Source organism: Klebsiella sp. CSG-1 (genome assembly GCF_056521145.1).
Genome location: NZ_JBWNLD010000005.1, coordinates 80,569 through 96,173 on the forward strand (window position 1 = coordinate 80,569; position 15,605 = coordinate 96,173).

Annotated in this window: 14 protein-coding genes; 7 read left to right on the forward strand and 7 right to left on the reverse strand. The window is 55.7% G+C overall.

Annotated elements, in window-relative coordinates; all coding sequences use genetic code 11:
- Positions 1–204: 204 nt before the first annotated feature.
- The 4 genes from uhpA (at position 205) to uhpT (ending at position 5,168) form a co-directional block, all read left to right on the forward strand.
- Positions 205–798, forward strand: coding sequence for a response regulator transcription factor UhpA (uhpA, locus tag AC007G_RS13685; protein WP_134934850.1), 594 nt, complete (start codon positions 205–207; stop codon positions 796–798).
- A 17-nt stretch (positions 799–815) separates the two neighbouring features.
- Entirely contained in the window at positions 816–2,297 is a 1,482-nt protein-coding gene (gene uhpB / locus AC007G_RS13690; protein ID WP_162180058.1) for a signal transduction histidine-protein kinase/phosphatase UhpB, read from the forward strand.
- 9 nt (positions 2,298–2,306) lie between these two features.
- On the forward strand, positions 2,307–3,635 hold the full coding sequence (gene uhpC / locus AC007G_RS13695; protein WP_099973104.1) for an MFS transporter: 1,329 nt from the start codon (positions 2,307–2,309) through the stop codon (positions 3,633–3,635).
- A 141-nt stretch (positions 3,636–3,776) separates the two neighbouring features.
- Complete coding sequence (gene uhpT, locus AC007G_RS13700; protein ID WP_032690190.1) at positions 3,777–5,168, forward strand: hexose-6-phosphate:phosphate antiporter; 1,392 nt, start codon at positions 3,777–3,779, stop codon at positions 5,166–5,168.
- Between the two features lie 50 nt (positions 5,169–5,218).
- On the opposite strand, the gene AC007G_RS13705 is transcribed toward uhpT, so the two are convergent.
- From AC007G_RS13705 to AC007G_RS13725, 5 genes are all read right to left on the reverse strand, one after another.
- Positions 5,219–5,836, reverse strand: a complete 618-nt coding sequence (locus AC007G_RS13705; protein ID WP_032698496.1) for a 2-dehydro-3-deoxy-6-phosphogalactonate aldolase — start codon at positions 5,834–5,836, stop codon at positions 5,219–5,221.
- Positions 5,823–6,725 (reverse strand): 2-dehydro-3-deoxygalactonokinase, encoded by a 903-nt coding sequence (locus AC007G_RS13710; RefSeq protein ID WP_032697050.1) that lies wholly within the window; start codon positions 6,723–6,725, stop codon positions 5,823–5,825. Before AC007G_RS13710 ends, AC007G_RS13705 begins: the two co-directional genes overlap by 14 nt.
- Before the next feature lie 52 nt (positions 6,726–6,777).
- Entirely contained in the window at positions 6,778–8,088 is a 1,311-nt protein-coding gene (locus tag AC007G_RS13715) for an MFS transporter (protein ID WP_032690193.1), read from the reverse strand.
- 65 nt (positions 8,089–8,153) lie between these two features.
- The gene (locus AC007G_RS13720; RefSeq protein WP_032690194.1) at positions 8,154–9,671 is read right to left on the reverse strand and encodes a UxaA family hydrolase; all 1,518 of its coding nucleotides are present in this window, start codon (positions 9,669–9,671) and stop codon (positions 8,154–8,156) included.
- Between the two features lie 20 nt (positions 9,672–9,691).
- On the reverse strand, positions 9,692–10,591 hold the full coding sequence (locus AC007G_RS13725; protein ID WP_032690195.1) for a dihydrodipicolinate synthase family protein: 900 nt from the start codon (positions 10,589–10,591) through the stop codon (positions 9,692–9,694).
- A gap of 245 nt (positions 10,592–10,836) precedes the next feature.
- Here AC007G_RS13725 and AC007G_RS13730 point away from each other — a divergent pair, with 245 nt between their 5' ends.
- From AC007G_RS13730 to nepI, 3 genes are all read left to right on the forward strand, one after another.
- The gene (locus AC007G_RS13730) at positions 10,837–11,592 is read left to right on the forward strand and encodes an IclR family transcriptional regulator (protein ID WP_136894487.1); all 756 of its coding nucleotides are present in this window, start codon (positions 10,837–10,839) and stop codon (positions 11,590–11,592) included.
- Between the two features lie 193 nt (positions 11,593–11,785).
- Complete coding sequence (locus AC007G_RS13735; protein ID WP_032690196.1) at positions 11,786–12,238, forward strand: DUF1198 family protein; 453 nt, start codon at positions 11,786–11,788, stop codon at positions 12,236–12,238.
- A gap of 167 nt (positions 12,239–12,405) precedes the next feature.
- Positions 12,406–13,587, forward strand: coding sequence for a purine ribonucleoside efflux pump NepI (nepI, locus tag AC007G_RS13740; protein ID WP_049264510.1), 1,182 nt, complete (start codon positions 12,406–12,408; stop codon positions 13,585–13,587).
- Between the two features lie 74 nt (positions 13,588–13,661).
- On the opposite strand, the gene phnX is transcribed toward nepI, so the two are convergent.
- Positions 13,662–14,471, reverse strand: coding sequence for a phosphonoacetaldehyde hydrolase (phnX, locus tag AC007G_RS13745; protein ID WP_131064096.1), 810 nt, complete (start codon positions 14,469–14,471; stop codon positions 13,662–13,664).
- Positions 14,472–14,480: 9 nt separating this feature from the next.
- Positions 14,481–15,584, reverse strand: coding sequence for a 2-aminoethylphosphonate--pyruvate transaminase (gene phnW, locus AC007G_RS13750; protein ID WP_064384791.1), 1,104 nt, complete (start codon positions 15,582–15,584; stop codon positions 14,481–14,483).
- Positions 15,585–15,605 lie beyond the last annotated feature (21 nt).

Sequence of the window (15,605 nt, forward strand, 5' to 3'; positions counted from 1 at the left end):
CGGATAATCCTGCTCAAGGATTGAACAACAACGCGCGATAAACAAAATCATTCAAGTGGCATCAAGGCGGCAAGTCTGAGAATCCCCGGTTACTGACTTAAGTCAGTGGCTGGGGGAAGCAGATGTCACCAGCGCAGACGCCGCTTGAAGGATGCCGTTTATATCGTTAAGGTAAGCGCGTTTTTTAACCCGCCAGGAAACGCCATGACCACCATTGCCCTTATCGACGATCATCTTATCGTCCGCTCCGGTTTTGCGCAGCTGCTGGGGCTGGAAGCCGACTTTCAGGTGGTTGCCGAATTTGGTTCCGCCTGCGAAGCGCTGGCGGGGCTGCCCGGGCGCGGCGTGCAGGTCTGTATTTGTGATATTTCGATGCCGGATATGTCAGGACTTGAGCTGCTCAGCCAGTTGCCTAAAGGCATGGCGACCATCATGCTCTCTGTTCACGACAGTCCGGCGCTGGTGGAACAGGCGCTGAATGCCGGCGCCCGCGGTTTTCTCTCCAAACGCTGTAGCCCGGATGAGCTGATCGCCGCGGTCAGAACGGTGGCGGCCGGCGGTTGTTACCTGACGCCGGATATCGCCATGAAGCTGGCGGCAGGCCGCCAGGATCCGCTCACCCGCCGCGAGCGGCAGGTCGCAGAAAAGCTGGCGCAGGGGATGGCGGTGAAAGAGATCGCCGCTGAGCTGGCATTGTCGCCAAAAACCGTACACGTGCATCGCGCCAATCTGCTGGAAAAGCTGGGCGTCAGCAACGATGTTGAGCTGGCGCGGCGTATGTTCGATAGCTGGCAATGAGACCGTTCCTCTCCCGGCTGCTTTCGGTGGCTGGCTGCTTCTGTATTTTCTCCGCCGCGTGGTTCTGCCTGTGGAGCATCAGCCTGCACCTGGTCGAACGACCGGATCTTGCCGTCCTGCTGTTCCCCTTTGGCCTGCGGCTGGGTTTGATGCTGCAGTGTCCGCGCGGCTACTGGCCGGTGTTACTGGGCGCTGAATGGCTGTTGATCTTCTGGCTGGCGCAGGAAGTGGCGCTGGCGCATCCGATAATATTGATGATCGGTAGCGTGCTGGCGCTGCTGCCGGTGGCGCTCATTTCACGCTATCGTCACCAGCGCGACTGGCTCACATTGCTGCGTCAGGGCGGGGCGCTGATTGCCGCCGCGCTGCTGCAATCACTGCCGTGGATGAGCGAAGGGAGCGACGGACTGAACGCGCTGCTGTTGACGTTAACCGGCGGCCTGACGCTGGCCCCGACCTGCCTGGTTATCTGGCACTATCTCACCAGCACCGTCTGGCGACCGCTGGGGCCATCGCTGGTTTCACAGCCGGTCAACTGGCGAGGGCGGCATCTTATCTGGTATCTGCTGCTGTTTACCGTCAGCCTCTGGCTACAGCTGGGACTGCCCGCCGAGCTCTCGCGTTTTACCCCTTTCTGCCTGGCGCTGCCGATCATCGCTTTAGCCTGGCATTACGGCTGGCAGGGGGCGCTGATCGCCGCGCTGATGAACGCTATCGCGTTAATCGCCAGCCAGACCTGGCACGATCATCCGGTGGATTTGCTGCTCTCACTGCTGGCGCAGAGCCTGACCGGGCTGCTGCTGGGCGCCGGAATTCAGCGTCTGCGCGAGCTGAACCAGTCGCTGCAAAGCGAGCTGGCGCGTAACCGGCGGCTGGCGGAGCGGCTGCTGGAAACGGAAGAGAGCGTGCGCCGGGACGTGGCGCGCGAGCTGCATGATGATATTGGCCAGACCATCACCGCGATTCGCACCCAGGCCGGGATTGTGCAGCGTCTGGCGCCGGAAAACGGCGGCGTGAAACAGAGCGGTCAGCTGATTGAGCAGCTTTCGCTAGGGGTTTACGACTCGGTTCGTCGGCTGCTGGGTCGTCTGCGCCCGCGTCAGCTCGACGATCTGACCCTTGAACAGGCGGTACGTTCGCTGATGCGCGAAATGGAGCTGGAAGATCGCGGGATCATCAGCCATCTCGACTGGCGCATTGATGAGGCCGCCTTGAGCGAAAACCAGCGCGTGACGCTGTTCCGCGTTTGTCAGGAAGGGCTGAATAATATCGTCAAACATGCCAGCGCCAGCGCGGTGACGCTGCAGGGCTGGCAGCAGGATCAACGGCTGATGCTGGTACTTGAGGATGATGGCTGCGGGCTGCCGCCGGGTACCGGGCAGCAGGGCTTTGGCCTGACCGGTATGCGCGAACGCGTGACGGCGCTGGGCGGTACGCTCACTATCTCCTGCACGCACGGCACCCGTGTCTGCGTCAGCCTGCCGCGCCGTTATGTTTGAGGAGTCATGATGCTGAGCTTTCTGAAATCCCCGCCCGATGCCGCGCCGGTTACCGATAAGCAGGCGCTGGATGAGCGTTATCGCTACTGGCGGCGTCATATTCTGCTGACCATCTGGCTGGGCTACGCCCTGTTTTATTTCACGCGCAAAAGCTTTAACGCCGCGGTGCCGGAAATTCTCGCCAGCAACGTCCTGACCCGCAGCGATATTGGCCTGCTGGCGACACTGTTTTACATCACCTACGGGCTGTCGAAGTTTTTCTCCGGCATCGTCAGCGACCGTTCCAACGCTCGTTATTTTATGGGGCTGGGCCTTATCGCCACCGGCGTGGTCAATATTCTGTTTGGCTTCTCCACCTCGCTATGGGCGTTCGCCCTGCTGTGGGCGCTGAACGCCTTTTTCCAGGGCTGGGGGTCGCCGGTGTGCGCCCGTCTGCTGACGGCCTGGTATTCGCGAACCGAGCGCGGCGGCTGGTGGGCATTGTGGAATACCGCGCATAACGTCGGCGGGGCGCTGATTCCGATGGTGGTCGGCGCGGCGGCGCTACGCTACGGCTGGCGTACCGGGATGATGATTGCCGGGATGCTGGCGATTCTCGCCGGGCTGTTCCTCTGCTGGCGACTGCGCGACCGGCCGCAGGTCGTCGGGCTACCTGCGGTGGGCGACTGGCGGCATGACGAGCTGGAGATTGCCCAGCAGCAGGAGGGGGCGGGTCTGACGCGTAAAGAGATTCTTACCAAATACGTACTGCTCAATCCCTATATCTGGCTGCTGTCGCTGTGCTACGTGCTGGTATACGTGGTGCGGGCGGCGATTAACGACTGGGGCAACCTGTATATGTCGGAGACGCTGGGCGTCGATCTGGTGACCGCTAATTCGGCGGTAACGATGTTCGAACTGGGCGGTTTTATTGGCGCGCTGGTGGCGGGATGGGGCTCGGATAAGCTGTTTAACGGCAACCGTGGACCGATGAACCTGATTTTCGCCGCCGGTATTTTGCTCTCGGTCGGCGGTTTGTGGCTGATGCCTTTCGCCAGCTATGTGATGCAGGCGGCCTGCTTCTTTACCACCGGTTTCTTTGTGTTTGGCCCCCAGATGCTGATTGGCATGGCGGCGGCGGAGTGTTCCCACAAAGAAGCGGCGGGCGCGGCAACCGGGTTTGTCGGGCTGTTTGCCTATCTCGGGGCGTCGCTGTCCGGCTGGCCGCTGGCGCAGGTCATGGAAATCTGGCACTGGAGCGGTTTTTTCGTAGTCATCGCTATTGCCGCCGGCATTTCCGCGCTGCTGCTGCTGCCATTTTTAAACGCTCAGACACCCAGAACCGCCAGCGAAGCGTGACCTGTCTCTCCTTTTTACCCCGAGTGAGGCAAAACTAAGAAATTTTCCCGGTTGCGCCTGGACACTGTCTCAGGCCAGTCGCAGCGCGGCTTTTTACAATGCCTGCCATTCGCAGGTATAAAAATTAGCCCGGAGTGTCCTATGCTGGCCTTTCTAAACCAGGTGCGCAAGCCGACCCTGGATCTGCCGCTCGATGTGCGGCGTAAAATGTGGTTCAAACCGTTCATGCAGTCCTATCTGGTGGTCTTTATTGGCTACCTGACGATGTATCTGATCCGCAAAAACTTTAACATCGCCCAGAACGATATGATCTCCACCTACGGGTTGAGCATGACCCAGCTGGGGATGATTGGCCTTGGCTTCTCGATCACCTACGGCGTGGGTAAAACGCTGGTGTCTTACTACGCAGATGGTAAAAACACCAAGCAGTTCCTGCCGTTTATGCTGATCCTCTCCGCCATCTGTATGCTCGGCTTTAGCGCCAGTATGGGGGCCGGTTCAACCAGTCTGTTCCTGATGATCGCCTTCTATGCGCTGAGCGGTTTCTTCCAGAGCACCGGCGGTTCGTGTAGCTATTCGACCATTACCAAATGGACACCACGTCGTAAGCGCGGCACCTTCCTCGGCTTCTGGAATATCTCTCACAACCTCGGCGGCGCGGGCGCTGCGGGCGTGGCGCTGTTTGGCGCGAACTATTTGTTCGACGGCCACGTCATCGGCATGTTCATCTTCCCGTCGATTATTGCGCTGATTGTCGGCTTTATCGGTCTGCGTTTTGGTAGCGACTCTCCGGAATCTTACGGCCTCGGTAACGCGGAAGAGCTGTTTGGCGAAGAGATCAGCGAAGAGGATAAAGAGACGGAAGAGAATGCCATGACCAAATGGCAGATTTTCGTCGAGTATGTCCTGAAAAACAAAGTCATCTGGCTGCTGTGCTTCTCCAACATCTTCCTCTATGTGGTGCGCATCGGTATCGATCAGTGGTCGACGGTCTATGCCTTCCAGGAGCTGAAGCTTTCCAAAGAGGTGGCGATTCAGGGCTTTACCCTGTTTGAAGTCGGGGCGCTGGTCGGCACGCTGCTGTGGGGTTGGCTGTCGGATCTGGCGAACGGCCGTCGTGCGCTGGTGGCCTGTATCGCGCTGGCGTTAATCATCGCCACCCTGGGTGTTTACCAGCATGCCAGCAACCAGTATGTCTATCTGATGTCGCTGTTTGCCTTAGGCTTCCTGGTCTTTGGCCCGCAGCTGCTGATCGGCGTGGCGGCGGTGGGCTTCGTCCCGAAAAAAGCCATCGGCGCGGCGGACGGTATCAAAGGCACCTTCGCTTATCTGATAGGCGACAGCTTTGCCAAACTGGGACTGGGGATGATTGCCGACGGCACGCCGGTCTTTGGCCTGACTGGCTGGGCGGGTACCTTTGCGGCGCTGGATGCGGCAGCTATCGGCTGTATCTGCCTGATGGCCATCGTCGCGGTCTTTGAAGAACGTAAAATTCGTCGCGAGAAAAAGAAACCCATCCTGCAGAATGCCTGAGTGATGAGTATGGGTAACGTTGCCCGGCATTTATGCCGGGCTTTTTTATTTCAGGCCTGCCAGGCGCGCCAGGCCTGGATGAAGCGTTGCGCTTTTTCCGCGGTTTCCGCCTGGGACTGTTCAGCACGATACAGATCGCTCCCTAATCCTGCCCCTTCGCAACCGGCCCGGAGATAATCTGCGAGATTTGTCGCGGTGATGCCACCCACAGCGTACAGTCGGGTGTTCGACGGCAGTATTGCCCGAAGCGAGCGAATGTAGCCAGGCCCGACATCGCCTGCAGGGAAGATCTTCAGCATGCTGGCGCCATGCCTGAGGGCGGTCAACGCCTCGCTGGCCGTCAGACAGCCGATGCAGGTGGCCATTCCCGCAGATGTCGCGGCCTTGATGACGGAGATATCGGTATTGGGTGTAAGGATAAATTCGCAGCCCGCCTCTTTTAGTATGGCGACCTCTCGCGGGGTGGTTACCGTACCGGCGCCGATTCGCATCCGGTCGCCGTAATGTTTTACGGCAAGCACAATACTTTGTTGCCAGTTGGGGGAATTAAGCGGGATCTCTACCTGCGTAAAACCCGCACGATACAGTTCCGCCATGTGCACCAGTACATCATCTGGGGTTACCCCGCGCAGGATGGCGACCAGAGGAAGAGAGTCAGATGTGGTCATGAAGAAGTCTCCTGATGCCGTTAAGAAAGGCCGCTTCACCGCTGAAGGGGCGACAGGTGAGGCCAAAAAGGGTAAAAACGCTTTGGTATCGCGCCAGTAGCGCATCGTTACCGACCAGAACTACGCTTTCCGTGGATGAAATGGCGTATTGCTCGTACATCCGGGCGACTTCGTGACCAATCAGCAGTCCAGAGAGGGCGCTATGCAGAGCGTCAGAAGGCAGGGCGCCGCAGAGCATACGTGCGCGCAGCGCAAAGGTTCCTCGCGACAGGCAGCACTCTTGTGCTCCCAGCCGTGCGCCATCAAGAAATGCCTGGTGATCTTCCCGATGCCCGTCTTGTGGCTGGGACAGCACGGAGTAGTGGCTTAGCAAGTGAAAGAACTCCCCGGTCATGATGGTTTGAAAATCACCGATGCGCTCCCTCTCCATGCGTACCCATTTGCTGTGGGTGCCGGGAAAGACATACCACTCCTCTACATTCAGTGCGCCCAGGAGTTGCGTTTCCTCTCCACGCATCACGTTGAAATGTTCCGGGCCGTTGAGCTGGAGCCCGGGGACAATCCACACCGGTAGAGGCCCGGCATTTTCGACCGGCGTCAGGTTTGAGGAGAGCGCTGAAACGGATGTCGGACAGGGAATATAGGGCACGGCAAGCCAGCCGAGATTACTACCGATCATGCCGCTCATGATGACAATGGTGTCAGGGGCCAGGGGATGCGGACACCGTGAGAGGATGGTGAGCCAGAGCTCTTTAAACGCGCCCGGTCGTTGGTGGGTTACCCCTTCGCGACTATGATAAGTCCAGATCGCTTCACCTTGCTGAAATAGCCACAGGCGCAGATTGCTGCTACCCCAGTCCACGGCAATATAGTTTTGTAGATTGAACATCAAGCATTCCTGATGGATAAAACGGCCTGTTGCCAGGCCGTGGATGAGAGAGTTACTGCTCTGAAATTTCCATTTTCTTATCGAAATTGATGCTCAAAGAGCAAACCAGATACCCCACCGCTGCGAGGGCGAAGAACATCATTGCGGCGTAATAATTACCGGTGAATTGCACAAGGAAACCGATAAAAATCGGCAGGATGGCGGCGAACAGATTGCTGGTAAAGTTCATGGTGCCGCAGATAGTCCCTGCTACGGATTGAGCGCCGAGAAGGCCCGGAATAGACCAGTAAACGCTTGCCCAGCGCAGGGGGAACAGGGCGATAGTGAGAAGCGTAATCGCGACGCCTGGCGTACTGCTTTGCGCGCAAAGAAATATTCCTATGCCAGCAGTAATGGCTGAAATCGACAGCATGGTATGCATAACGCGGCTGGTTTTACCGCCTTTACTGCGCCATTTATCCATGATGTAGCCCCCGGTTAGTTGGCCGACAAAACACAGCAGGAAAATAATCGCCATGGCACCACCCATAGACTTAATATCGAAGCCGTAGGTAGCCTGGAAATATAACGGGAGCCAGGTCATGAGACCATAGAAGACAAAGCTATAGCAAACCCATCCACAAATTAACGCAATAACATTACGTTGTTTTAAATAAGGTTTGATATCAGCGAGACGATATTTTTTACCAGAGGTGGAATCTCCATTGGCTTCAGTAATATGATCCAGTTCAGCTTTGTTAATCCCAGGGTGTTCAGAAGGATAGGTACGAATATACCACCAGGCAAGAAAACCTATAGCGATAGTCCCCACCCCGGCAATGATGAAGGCCATCCGCCAGGAATCAAACTGAGCAATAAGTCCGGCAATGATTACGGCACCCAGTGCGGTGCCTAACGGCGCACCGCCATCCAGCAGCATTGAACCGCGGCCGCGTTCAGTCGGGGTCAGCCAGGTCCCCATCAGTTTTGCGCCCGCGGGCATAATGGGGGACTCGGCGATACCCAGCCCAATGCGTGAAATTGAGAGGGTAAAAATAGAATGACAGAGGGCGGCGATAGCCTGAAATGCACCCCATAAAATTGTGGCGATAGCAATAATATTTCGGGCTTTAAATTTATCAGCAATGACCCCGCTGGGTATTTGCATGAGCGCATAGGCCCAGAAGAATGCACTGTGAATAACACCAACCACACGCGTGTCGGTAATACCGAATTCATCGGTAATATAGGGCATGGCAATGGATAAAGAGGTTCGGTCAATATAGTTAATTGCTCCCAGAATAAGCATGACAATAAATATTCGCCATCTTACCGTTGTCGCTTTGAGCTTTTCTTCTTCAGTATGGACATTGACATGAGACATAGATGCTCCTTGCCATGCCCAATAATGAGCATGGCGATACGAGGTATTATAATTATCAGGGTAACTTACATAATGGAACCGATAGTCCAGGGAACAAACTCCTGGCTACCATAACCAAACTCTTCGCTTTTTGTTTTTTTCCCGGACGCCATTTCAAGGATCATTTGATATAAACGTTCACCGACCTGTGCAATTGTCTCTTCACCTTCAACAATGGTGCCACAATTAATATCCATATCTTCCTGCTGGCGTTGCCATAAGGCATTGTTGGTGGCGAGTTTCAGGCTTGGGGTGGGTTTAGAGCCAAACGCAGAACCGCGGCCAGTCGTGAAGCACAGCAGGTTTGCGCCTCCGGCAATTTGCCCGGTGACCGCAATGGGGTCATACCCGGGAGTATCCATAAATACGAATCCTTTTTCCGTTACCGGTTCGGCATATTCATAAACAGCGGTTAAATTTGTGGTTCCTGCCTTAGCAATTCCCCCAAGCGATTTTTCCAGGATGGTGGTCAGTCCACCAACTTTATTACCCGCTGAGGGGTTATTGTTCATCTCGCTCCCGGTACGGCGACAATAATCTTCCCACCAATGAATACGAGCGATGAGTTTTTCACCGACTTCACGACTGACGGCGCGGCGGGTCAGAAGATGTTCAGCACCATAGATCTCTGACGTTTCCGAGAGGATTGCGGTACCCCCTTGCTGCACCAGTTTATCAACCGCGTAACCGAGCGCGGGATTGGCAGAGATACCGGAATAGCTATCTGACCCCCCACATTCAAGGGCCAGAATGATTTCTGCCGCTGGAATCGGCTCCCGTTGTACCTGGTTTGCCTGCGGCAGCATTTCGTTGATGAGCTCAATGCCCCTGGCAATAGCATGGCGGGTACCGCCGATCTCCTGAATCGTGAAGCTGTGCAGCATGGGCCCATCGCTTAAGCCATGGGCGTTCATCATGTCTTTGATTTGGCTGGATTCACATCCGAGACCAATGATGATCACGCCAGCAAAATTGACATGAGTGGCATAACCCGCCATGGTTCGACGCATGACCTCCATCGATTCGCTTTTTGAACCAATGGCGCAACCAAAACTTTGCGGTAGCGCGACAACGCCATCCACGTTGGGATAGTCGCCGAGACCATGAAGCCGAAAGTGATCTTCAATGGCTTTGACAACGGTAGCGCTGCAGTTAACTGAGCTCAGTACGCCAATGTAGTTGCGGGTTGCTGCCCGTCCATCGGCCCGGCGTATGCCCATAAATGTATCCTGGTGCCCGGCAGGCGGCAGGGTATGACAGTCTTCCCCCCAACCATACTCGCGCTCAAAATCGCCCATGCCGAGGTTTTGCATATGAATATGCTCACCACGACGAATAGACTGGGTAGCAAACCCGATAATCTGTCCGTAGCGTTTTACCGCTTCACCTGCGGCAATATCACGAATGGCAATTTTATGACCGGCGGGGATATCGCTGAGGGTTTTCAATTGTTCTTCAGGAAGCCAGGTACCGGCGGCGACCGGTTGTCTGGCGATGACGACATCATCTTTATCATTTAGTTTGAGTACAGGGTTTGTGTTCATTGACATTGCTCTCTTAGAATTTATTGGCTAATGCGGGCCAGAACGTTTTTAACGTACTCCGTTTTCTCAGCATTGAGCGGCAGGGCTGGTGGTACAACGGCAGTAGAAATATCCAGGCCACTTAAATTTATTGCCGCTTTAATCACGCCAAAAAACGGTTGTTCAAGGGCATACAGCGGGGAAAGCCTGGCCAGCTGCTTTTGGTAAAGACGGGCAGCAGTCATATCGCCATCAAGGAAGGCCTGGTAAATCCCTCGCGTAATCTGCGGCGCGAAATTAAACGTCGCGGGAATGCCGCCGTGACCACCCAACAGCAGGGTATCCAGCATGTATTCGTCATAACCGCTAAATATGATGAAATCCGGGCGAAAAGCATGTACCCGATTGATGATTTCGCGGGTATGGCTGATGTTATCAATGGTGTCTTTAATACCAACGATGTTGGGCACGTCCTGGGCCAGACGCGTAATAACCTCAATGCCAATATCCTGACCGGTCAGTTCGGGAAAATTATAGAGAAATACGGGGGTGTTTAATGCGTCTGCGACCCGCTTATAATGGGTATAACGCGCTTCGTCACTTAATTTGGCATAATAGGGATTGACGACGAGTACGCCATCCGCACCATGCTGCTGGGCATGTAAACCCAGTTCAATGGTTTCCGCCGTACCGGCACAGGCGATACCCATTAGCACCGGGACCCTGCCTTTTATATGCTGGAGACAAAATTCAGCAATCTCTTTACGTTGGCAGTTCGATAAATGGGAAAACTCCCCGCCGCTGCCAAGAATCAGCACCCCGTCAGCGCCATTAGCTATTACATGATCCAGCATACGGGCCATGCCTGGGCGATCGAGTTCACCTTGTTCATTGACAATGGTCGGTACCGGTGGAAATACACCCTTAAATGCGGCTGTCATTTTAACTCCCCTTGTTCTATATATGGAACTAGTGTTCTGTATGTTGAATCAAGTACAGCAAAACATCGCGCATTTCGTCAACGGTTTTTGTAGAACTAATGAACAATTGTGACTCGTGTCGTATTTAAAACGGAATGCCCGGTAGAGTCAGGGAGGTCACGGATTTGTGCAAAAAAGCCTCATCGCGGAGAGAATAGAATGGGGTATACTGATGGGAGTGTATGAATCAAAAGATCAATTTGCGTATGAACAAGGATATAACAACACCGGTACCCGCCCTCGATAAGACAGTCAAAATCTGTGATTACCTGTTCAATTCGCCCGGCGCTACATTCAGCCAGATTCAGCAGGATTTGGGCTTACCGAAAAGCAGCACGTCCTCGTTGCTTAATGCGTTGGTTGATCACCATCTATTGCGCCTGGAAAAAGGTCGTTTTTTCCTCGGGCTAAAGCTTTATGAGTGGGGAAACCGCTCGCTGGAGCAGTTTGATATTCGCAACGTCGCACTGCCTGTGCTGGAAAAGCTGAGAGAACAAACCGATCTGACCTGTCATCTGGGTATTCTTGATGAAGTTGCGCCGATCTATGTACTGAAACTTGAGAATACACAGCCAATCGGAATTCGTACCTGGGTGGGTAAAAAGCTGCCTCTGCACAGTTCTGGTGTGGGGAAAGCGCTATGTGCCTGGCTACCTGCAGAAAAAATAGACCAGCTGTTACCGGAAGAGAGGCTTCCGAGCTTTACCGCTACGACTATCACCAGTAAAACCCTTCTGATGCAGGAGTTTGCCAGGATTCGTGAGCAAGGGTGGGCATTTGACAACGCGGAAGATTCGCCGGGCATTTATTGTATTGCGGCTCCGGTCTTTAACCGCTCTCGGGAAGTAATTGCTGCGGTCAGCATCAGCGGCGTGGAGCTGCAAATGCCCAAAGACTGTATTCCCCGATACTCCGTTCTGGTTCGCGAGGCATGCCAGGCTCTCTCGGCAAAACTGGTTTAATTCGTCGCACCTCGCGGAGCCGTTTCTCGTACCGACTTCCGTGATACACATCCGCTATTTTCGACTGTTTAAGACAGCCGGCTCTCATCATGGCTGGCCCCAGCCGCGATAAGTCACATTATGCTATGCCCGGGAGTCGACAGCGGGCAAATTCCCATTATGATAGTGGGGCTGCGGTAGAATGAGAGGAAGCATGATCTGGTTAGGATTGGCCACGCTGGTGGTAGTTTTTGTTGTCGGATTTCGGGTACTTACCTCTGATTCACGCCGTGCTATTCGCCGCCTGAGCGAACGGTTAGCCATTACCCCGGTGCCGCTGGAATCGATGATCGATCAGCTGGGAAAAACCGCCGGAAATGAGTACCTTCATTACCTTGAGCGCCCCAATGAGGCGCATCTGCAAAACGCCGCCCAGGTCCTGCTGATCTGGCAGGTGGGGATTGTGGATAGCAGTGAACAGAACCTGCACTACTGGTTCCGTCAGATGCAAAAAGCCCGCCTGGCTGCACCGATTACCGATGCGCAGATCCGTCTGGCACAAGGATTTCTGCGCGAGCTGGACCCGGAGCTGAGCGAGATTGTCGCCCTGCAGCAGCGCTATAACGCGCTGTTTTTACCTGAAGACGGCGTGCACTGGCTGCACTGATTACCTTGTCGGCCACCGGATATCTGATCGCGCTGCGACCCGTTACTGGCGGGCTTGGTTTTATTCACGCACAATAATCAAGCCTGAAGTTGTCAAAACGTTAAATTAGTCACACACAAAATGTTACACTGCGCAGCTTTTCCGCCATTCAACCTTGCAGGTAACTGATGACTCCTCTGAATGAAGCCAAACAACATGCCAGCGAACATGCGCGGCCAAACTGGTCGGCGGTCTTCGCGGTGGCCTTCTGCGTGGCCTGCCTGATTACCGTTGAGTTTTTACCGGTGAGTTTGCTGACGCCGATGGCCCAGGATCTGGGGATTTCTGAAGGGCTGGCCGGCCAGTCGGTCACCACCACGGCGTTTGTGGCGATGTTCGCCAGCCTGTTTATCACCTCCATGATTCGCAGTACCGATCGCCGCTATGTGGTGATTCTCTTCTCGGTTCTGCTAACGGTATCCTGTCTGCTGGTCTCTTTCGCCAATAGCTTTGCGCTGCTGCTGGTGGGCCGAGCCTGTCTCGGGCTGGCGCTGGGCGGCTTCTGGGCGATGTCCGCCTCGCTGACGATGCGCCTTGTCCCGATGCGGGTGGTGCCAAAAGCGCTGTCGGTTATCTTTGGCGCGGTGTCGATTGCGCTGGTGATTGCCGCGCCGTTGGGGAGCTTTCTGGGCGGCGTTATCGGCTGGCGTAACGTCTTTAATGCGGCGGCGGTGATGGGCGTACTCTGTACGCTTTGGGTGCTGAAGGTGCTGCCCTCTTTACCCGGCGAAGCGCCGCATCAACAGCAAAATATGTTCGGCCTGCTGAAACGCCCCGGCGTGATGGCCGGGATGTGCGCCATTTTTATGGCCTTTGCCGGGCAATTTGCCTTCTTTACCTATATTCGTCCGGTCTATATGACCCTCGCCGGTTTTGATGTTGATGGCCTGACGCTGGTGTTGCTGAGCTTCGGTATTGCCAGCTTTATCGGTACCTCGCTGTCGTCGATGATCCTTAAGCGTTCGGTGAAAATGGCCCTGACGGTTGCGCCGCTGCTGCTGGCGATTTGTGCGACGACGCTGGTGCTGTGGGGAGAAAGCCAGGTGATAGCGTCGGCGGTGGCGGTTATCTGGGGCTTTGCATTTGCATTGATTCCGGTGGGGTGGTCAACGTGGATCACCCGCTCGCTCTCCGACCAGGCTGAGAAGGCCGGCTCAATCCAGGTGGCGGTCATTCAGCTGGCCAATACCTGTGGTGCGGCGGTGGGGGGCGTGGCGCTGGACCATCTTGGCCTGCTATCGCCGCTGGTGATTTCCGGCGCGTTGATGCTGTTGACCGGCTTGCTGGTGGCTGGCAAAGTCCGGGTGTAGTCGGGACTACGTTTCACGGGCAGGGCAACCCGGGCAAGGTGCGTATGACCCCGCCCGGGAAAAGGCAGTGAAATCTATGGGCGTTCGCCTTTTGCCAGGCGGGCGTTAATCTCGGCAATCACTCCCGGCAGGTCCGCCAGCGTATCAACCACATAATGCGCCCCTGCGGCATACAGCTTGCTTGCTGCAATCTCGCGGCGGGTGGCTATCTCTTCCGTCGTCATGGCCTGATATTCTTCCCAGGTGGCGCCAAACTCGTTGCCGGAAACCGCCAGGCCGACGCTCCACATGCCGGCGTTTAGCCCTTCGGTGATCCCGGGGGCGGCATCGTCCACCTTCACACAGTGAGCGACGGCATCAATGCCCAGAACAACGACGTTTTGCAGCGCCATCCACGGGCCTGGACGGCCGCCGGCCGCGAGGTCGTCGGTGGCGACCCAGTAGTCCGGCGCATAGCCAAGGGCGGCGGCGGCGGGCACCAGCTTCTCCATTACCGGGCGCGGGTATCCCGAACAGGAACCAATCTTCAGTCCTTCGGCGCGAAATGCGGAAATTGTGTCGACAACACCGGCAATCGGTGCAGAAAAGTCGACAACTTTGGCAATTTGCAGCGGCATAAAAGCGGCGTAAATCGCGTCAATATCGGCAGCGCTCATCGCCCGGCCGAATTTTGCCTGCCAGCGCGCGTCCACGGAGGGTAATTTACCCAGCGCTTCAATATGCTGCCACTTGCCAAGCCCCATCGGGACACGGGCTTCAGCCAGGGTGATATCGACATCAAATGCCTGATGAAAGGCCTCGACGAAAATTTGCGTTGGCGCAAATGAGCCGAAATCCACGGTGGTGCCAGCCCAGTCAAGGATCAGTGCGGTAATACGGTTCATGGCGGTTCCTCAGTGAGTCCAGTACATGGCGTTGTCGATAGCGGTCAGCAGGGCGGTAATGTCGGCGTCATAAACCTCGCCAATATTGCCAATACGGAAACAGTCGCTCTGCGAGACTTTGCCCGGATAGATAACAAAGCCCTGCTCTTTCAGCTTCTGGTAGAACGCCTTGAAGTGGTACTGCGGCGCGTCCGGAGAGTAAAACGCGGTAATGATCGGTGAATGCAGGCTATCGTCCAGCAGCGGCTGGAAGCCCAGCGCACGCATCCCGGCGACCAGACGGCGCTGGTTGGCGCTATAGCGCTGGTGGCGTGCGACTACACCGCCCTCTTCGGCCAGCTCTTTCAGCGCCTGGGCAAAAGCCAGCACGGTGTGGGTGGGGGAGGTAAAGCGCCATTTTCCATGGTTATCTTCCATGCATCGCCACTGGGCATACAGATCCAGAGACAGCGATCGCGAGCGGCCTTTACAGGTTTGCAGTTCGCTCACGCGGGCAATCACAAAGGCGAAACCCGGTACACCCTGAATGCATTTATTGGCGGAGCTAATCAGGTAATCGATATTCAGCGCGGCGATATCCATCGGAATACCGCCGAAGCTGCTCATTGCATCAACGATGTAGCGTTTACCATAGCGCTGCGCCAGTACCGCTACCTCTTCGATGGGGTTAAGCATCCCGGTGGTGGTTTCGCTATGGACCATGGCAATATGAGTGATCGCCGGGTCCGTCTGCAGGATCTGTTCGATCGCTGCGACGTCTGGACGGGCGACTTCCCCGCAGTCATACGGGTGACAGGCAACGCCCATCATTTCTGCCATTTCAATCATCCGCGCCCCGTAGGCCCCGTTGCTGATAATCAGCACTTTGCCCTGCGGACCGATTGCGCTACCGAGTACCGCTTCGACCGCGTAACTGCCGCTACCCTGCAGCAGAACCGAGGTGTAGCCTTCGGCCGGGGTTGCCAGCTGTACCAGCTGCTGGCGAATGGTTTGTACGACGCCGAGATTGTAATCATCATCCCAGGTACAGCTATCGAACAGCATGGCCTCTTTTACCGTACGGGAGGTGGTCAGCGGGCCAGGGGTCAGCAGCAGGTAGTTGCGTGAAGTCATTTATCTCACCATTGGTCTATA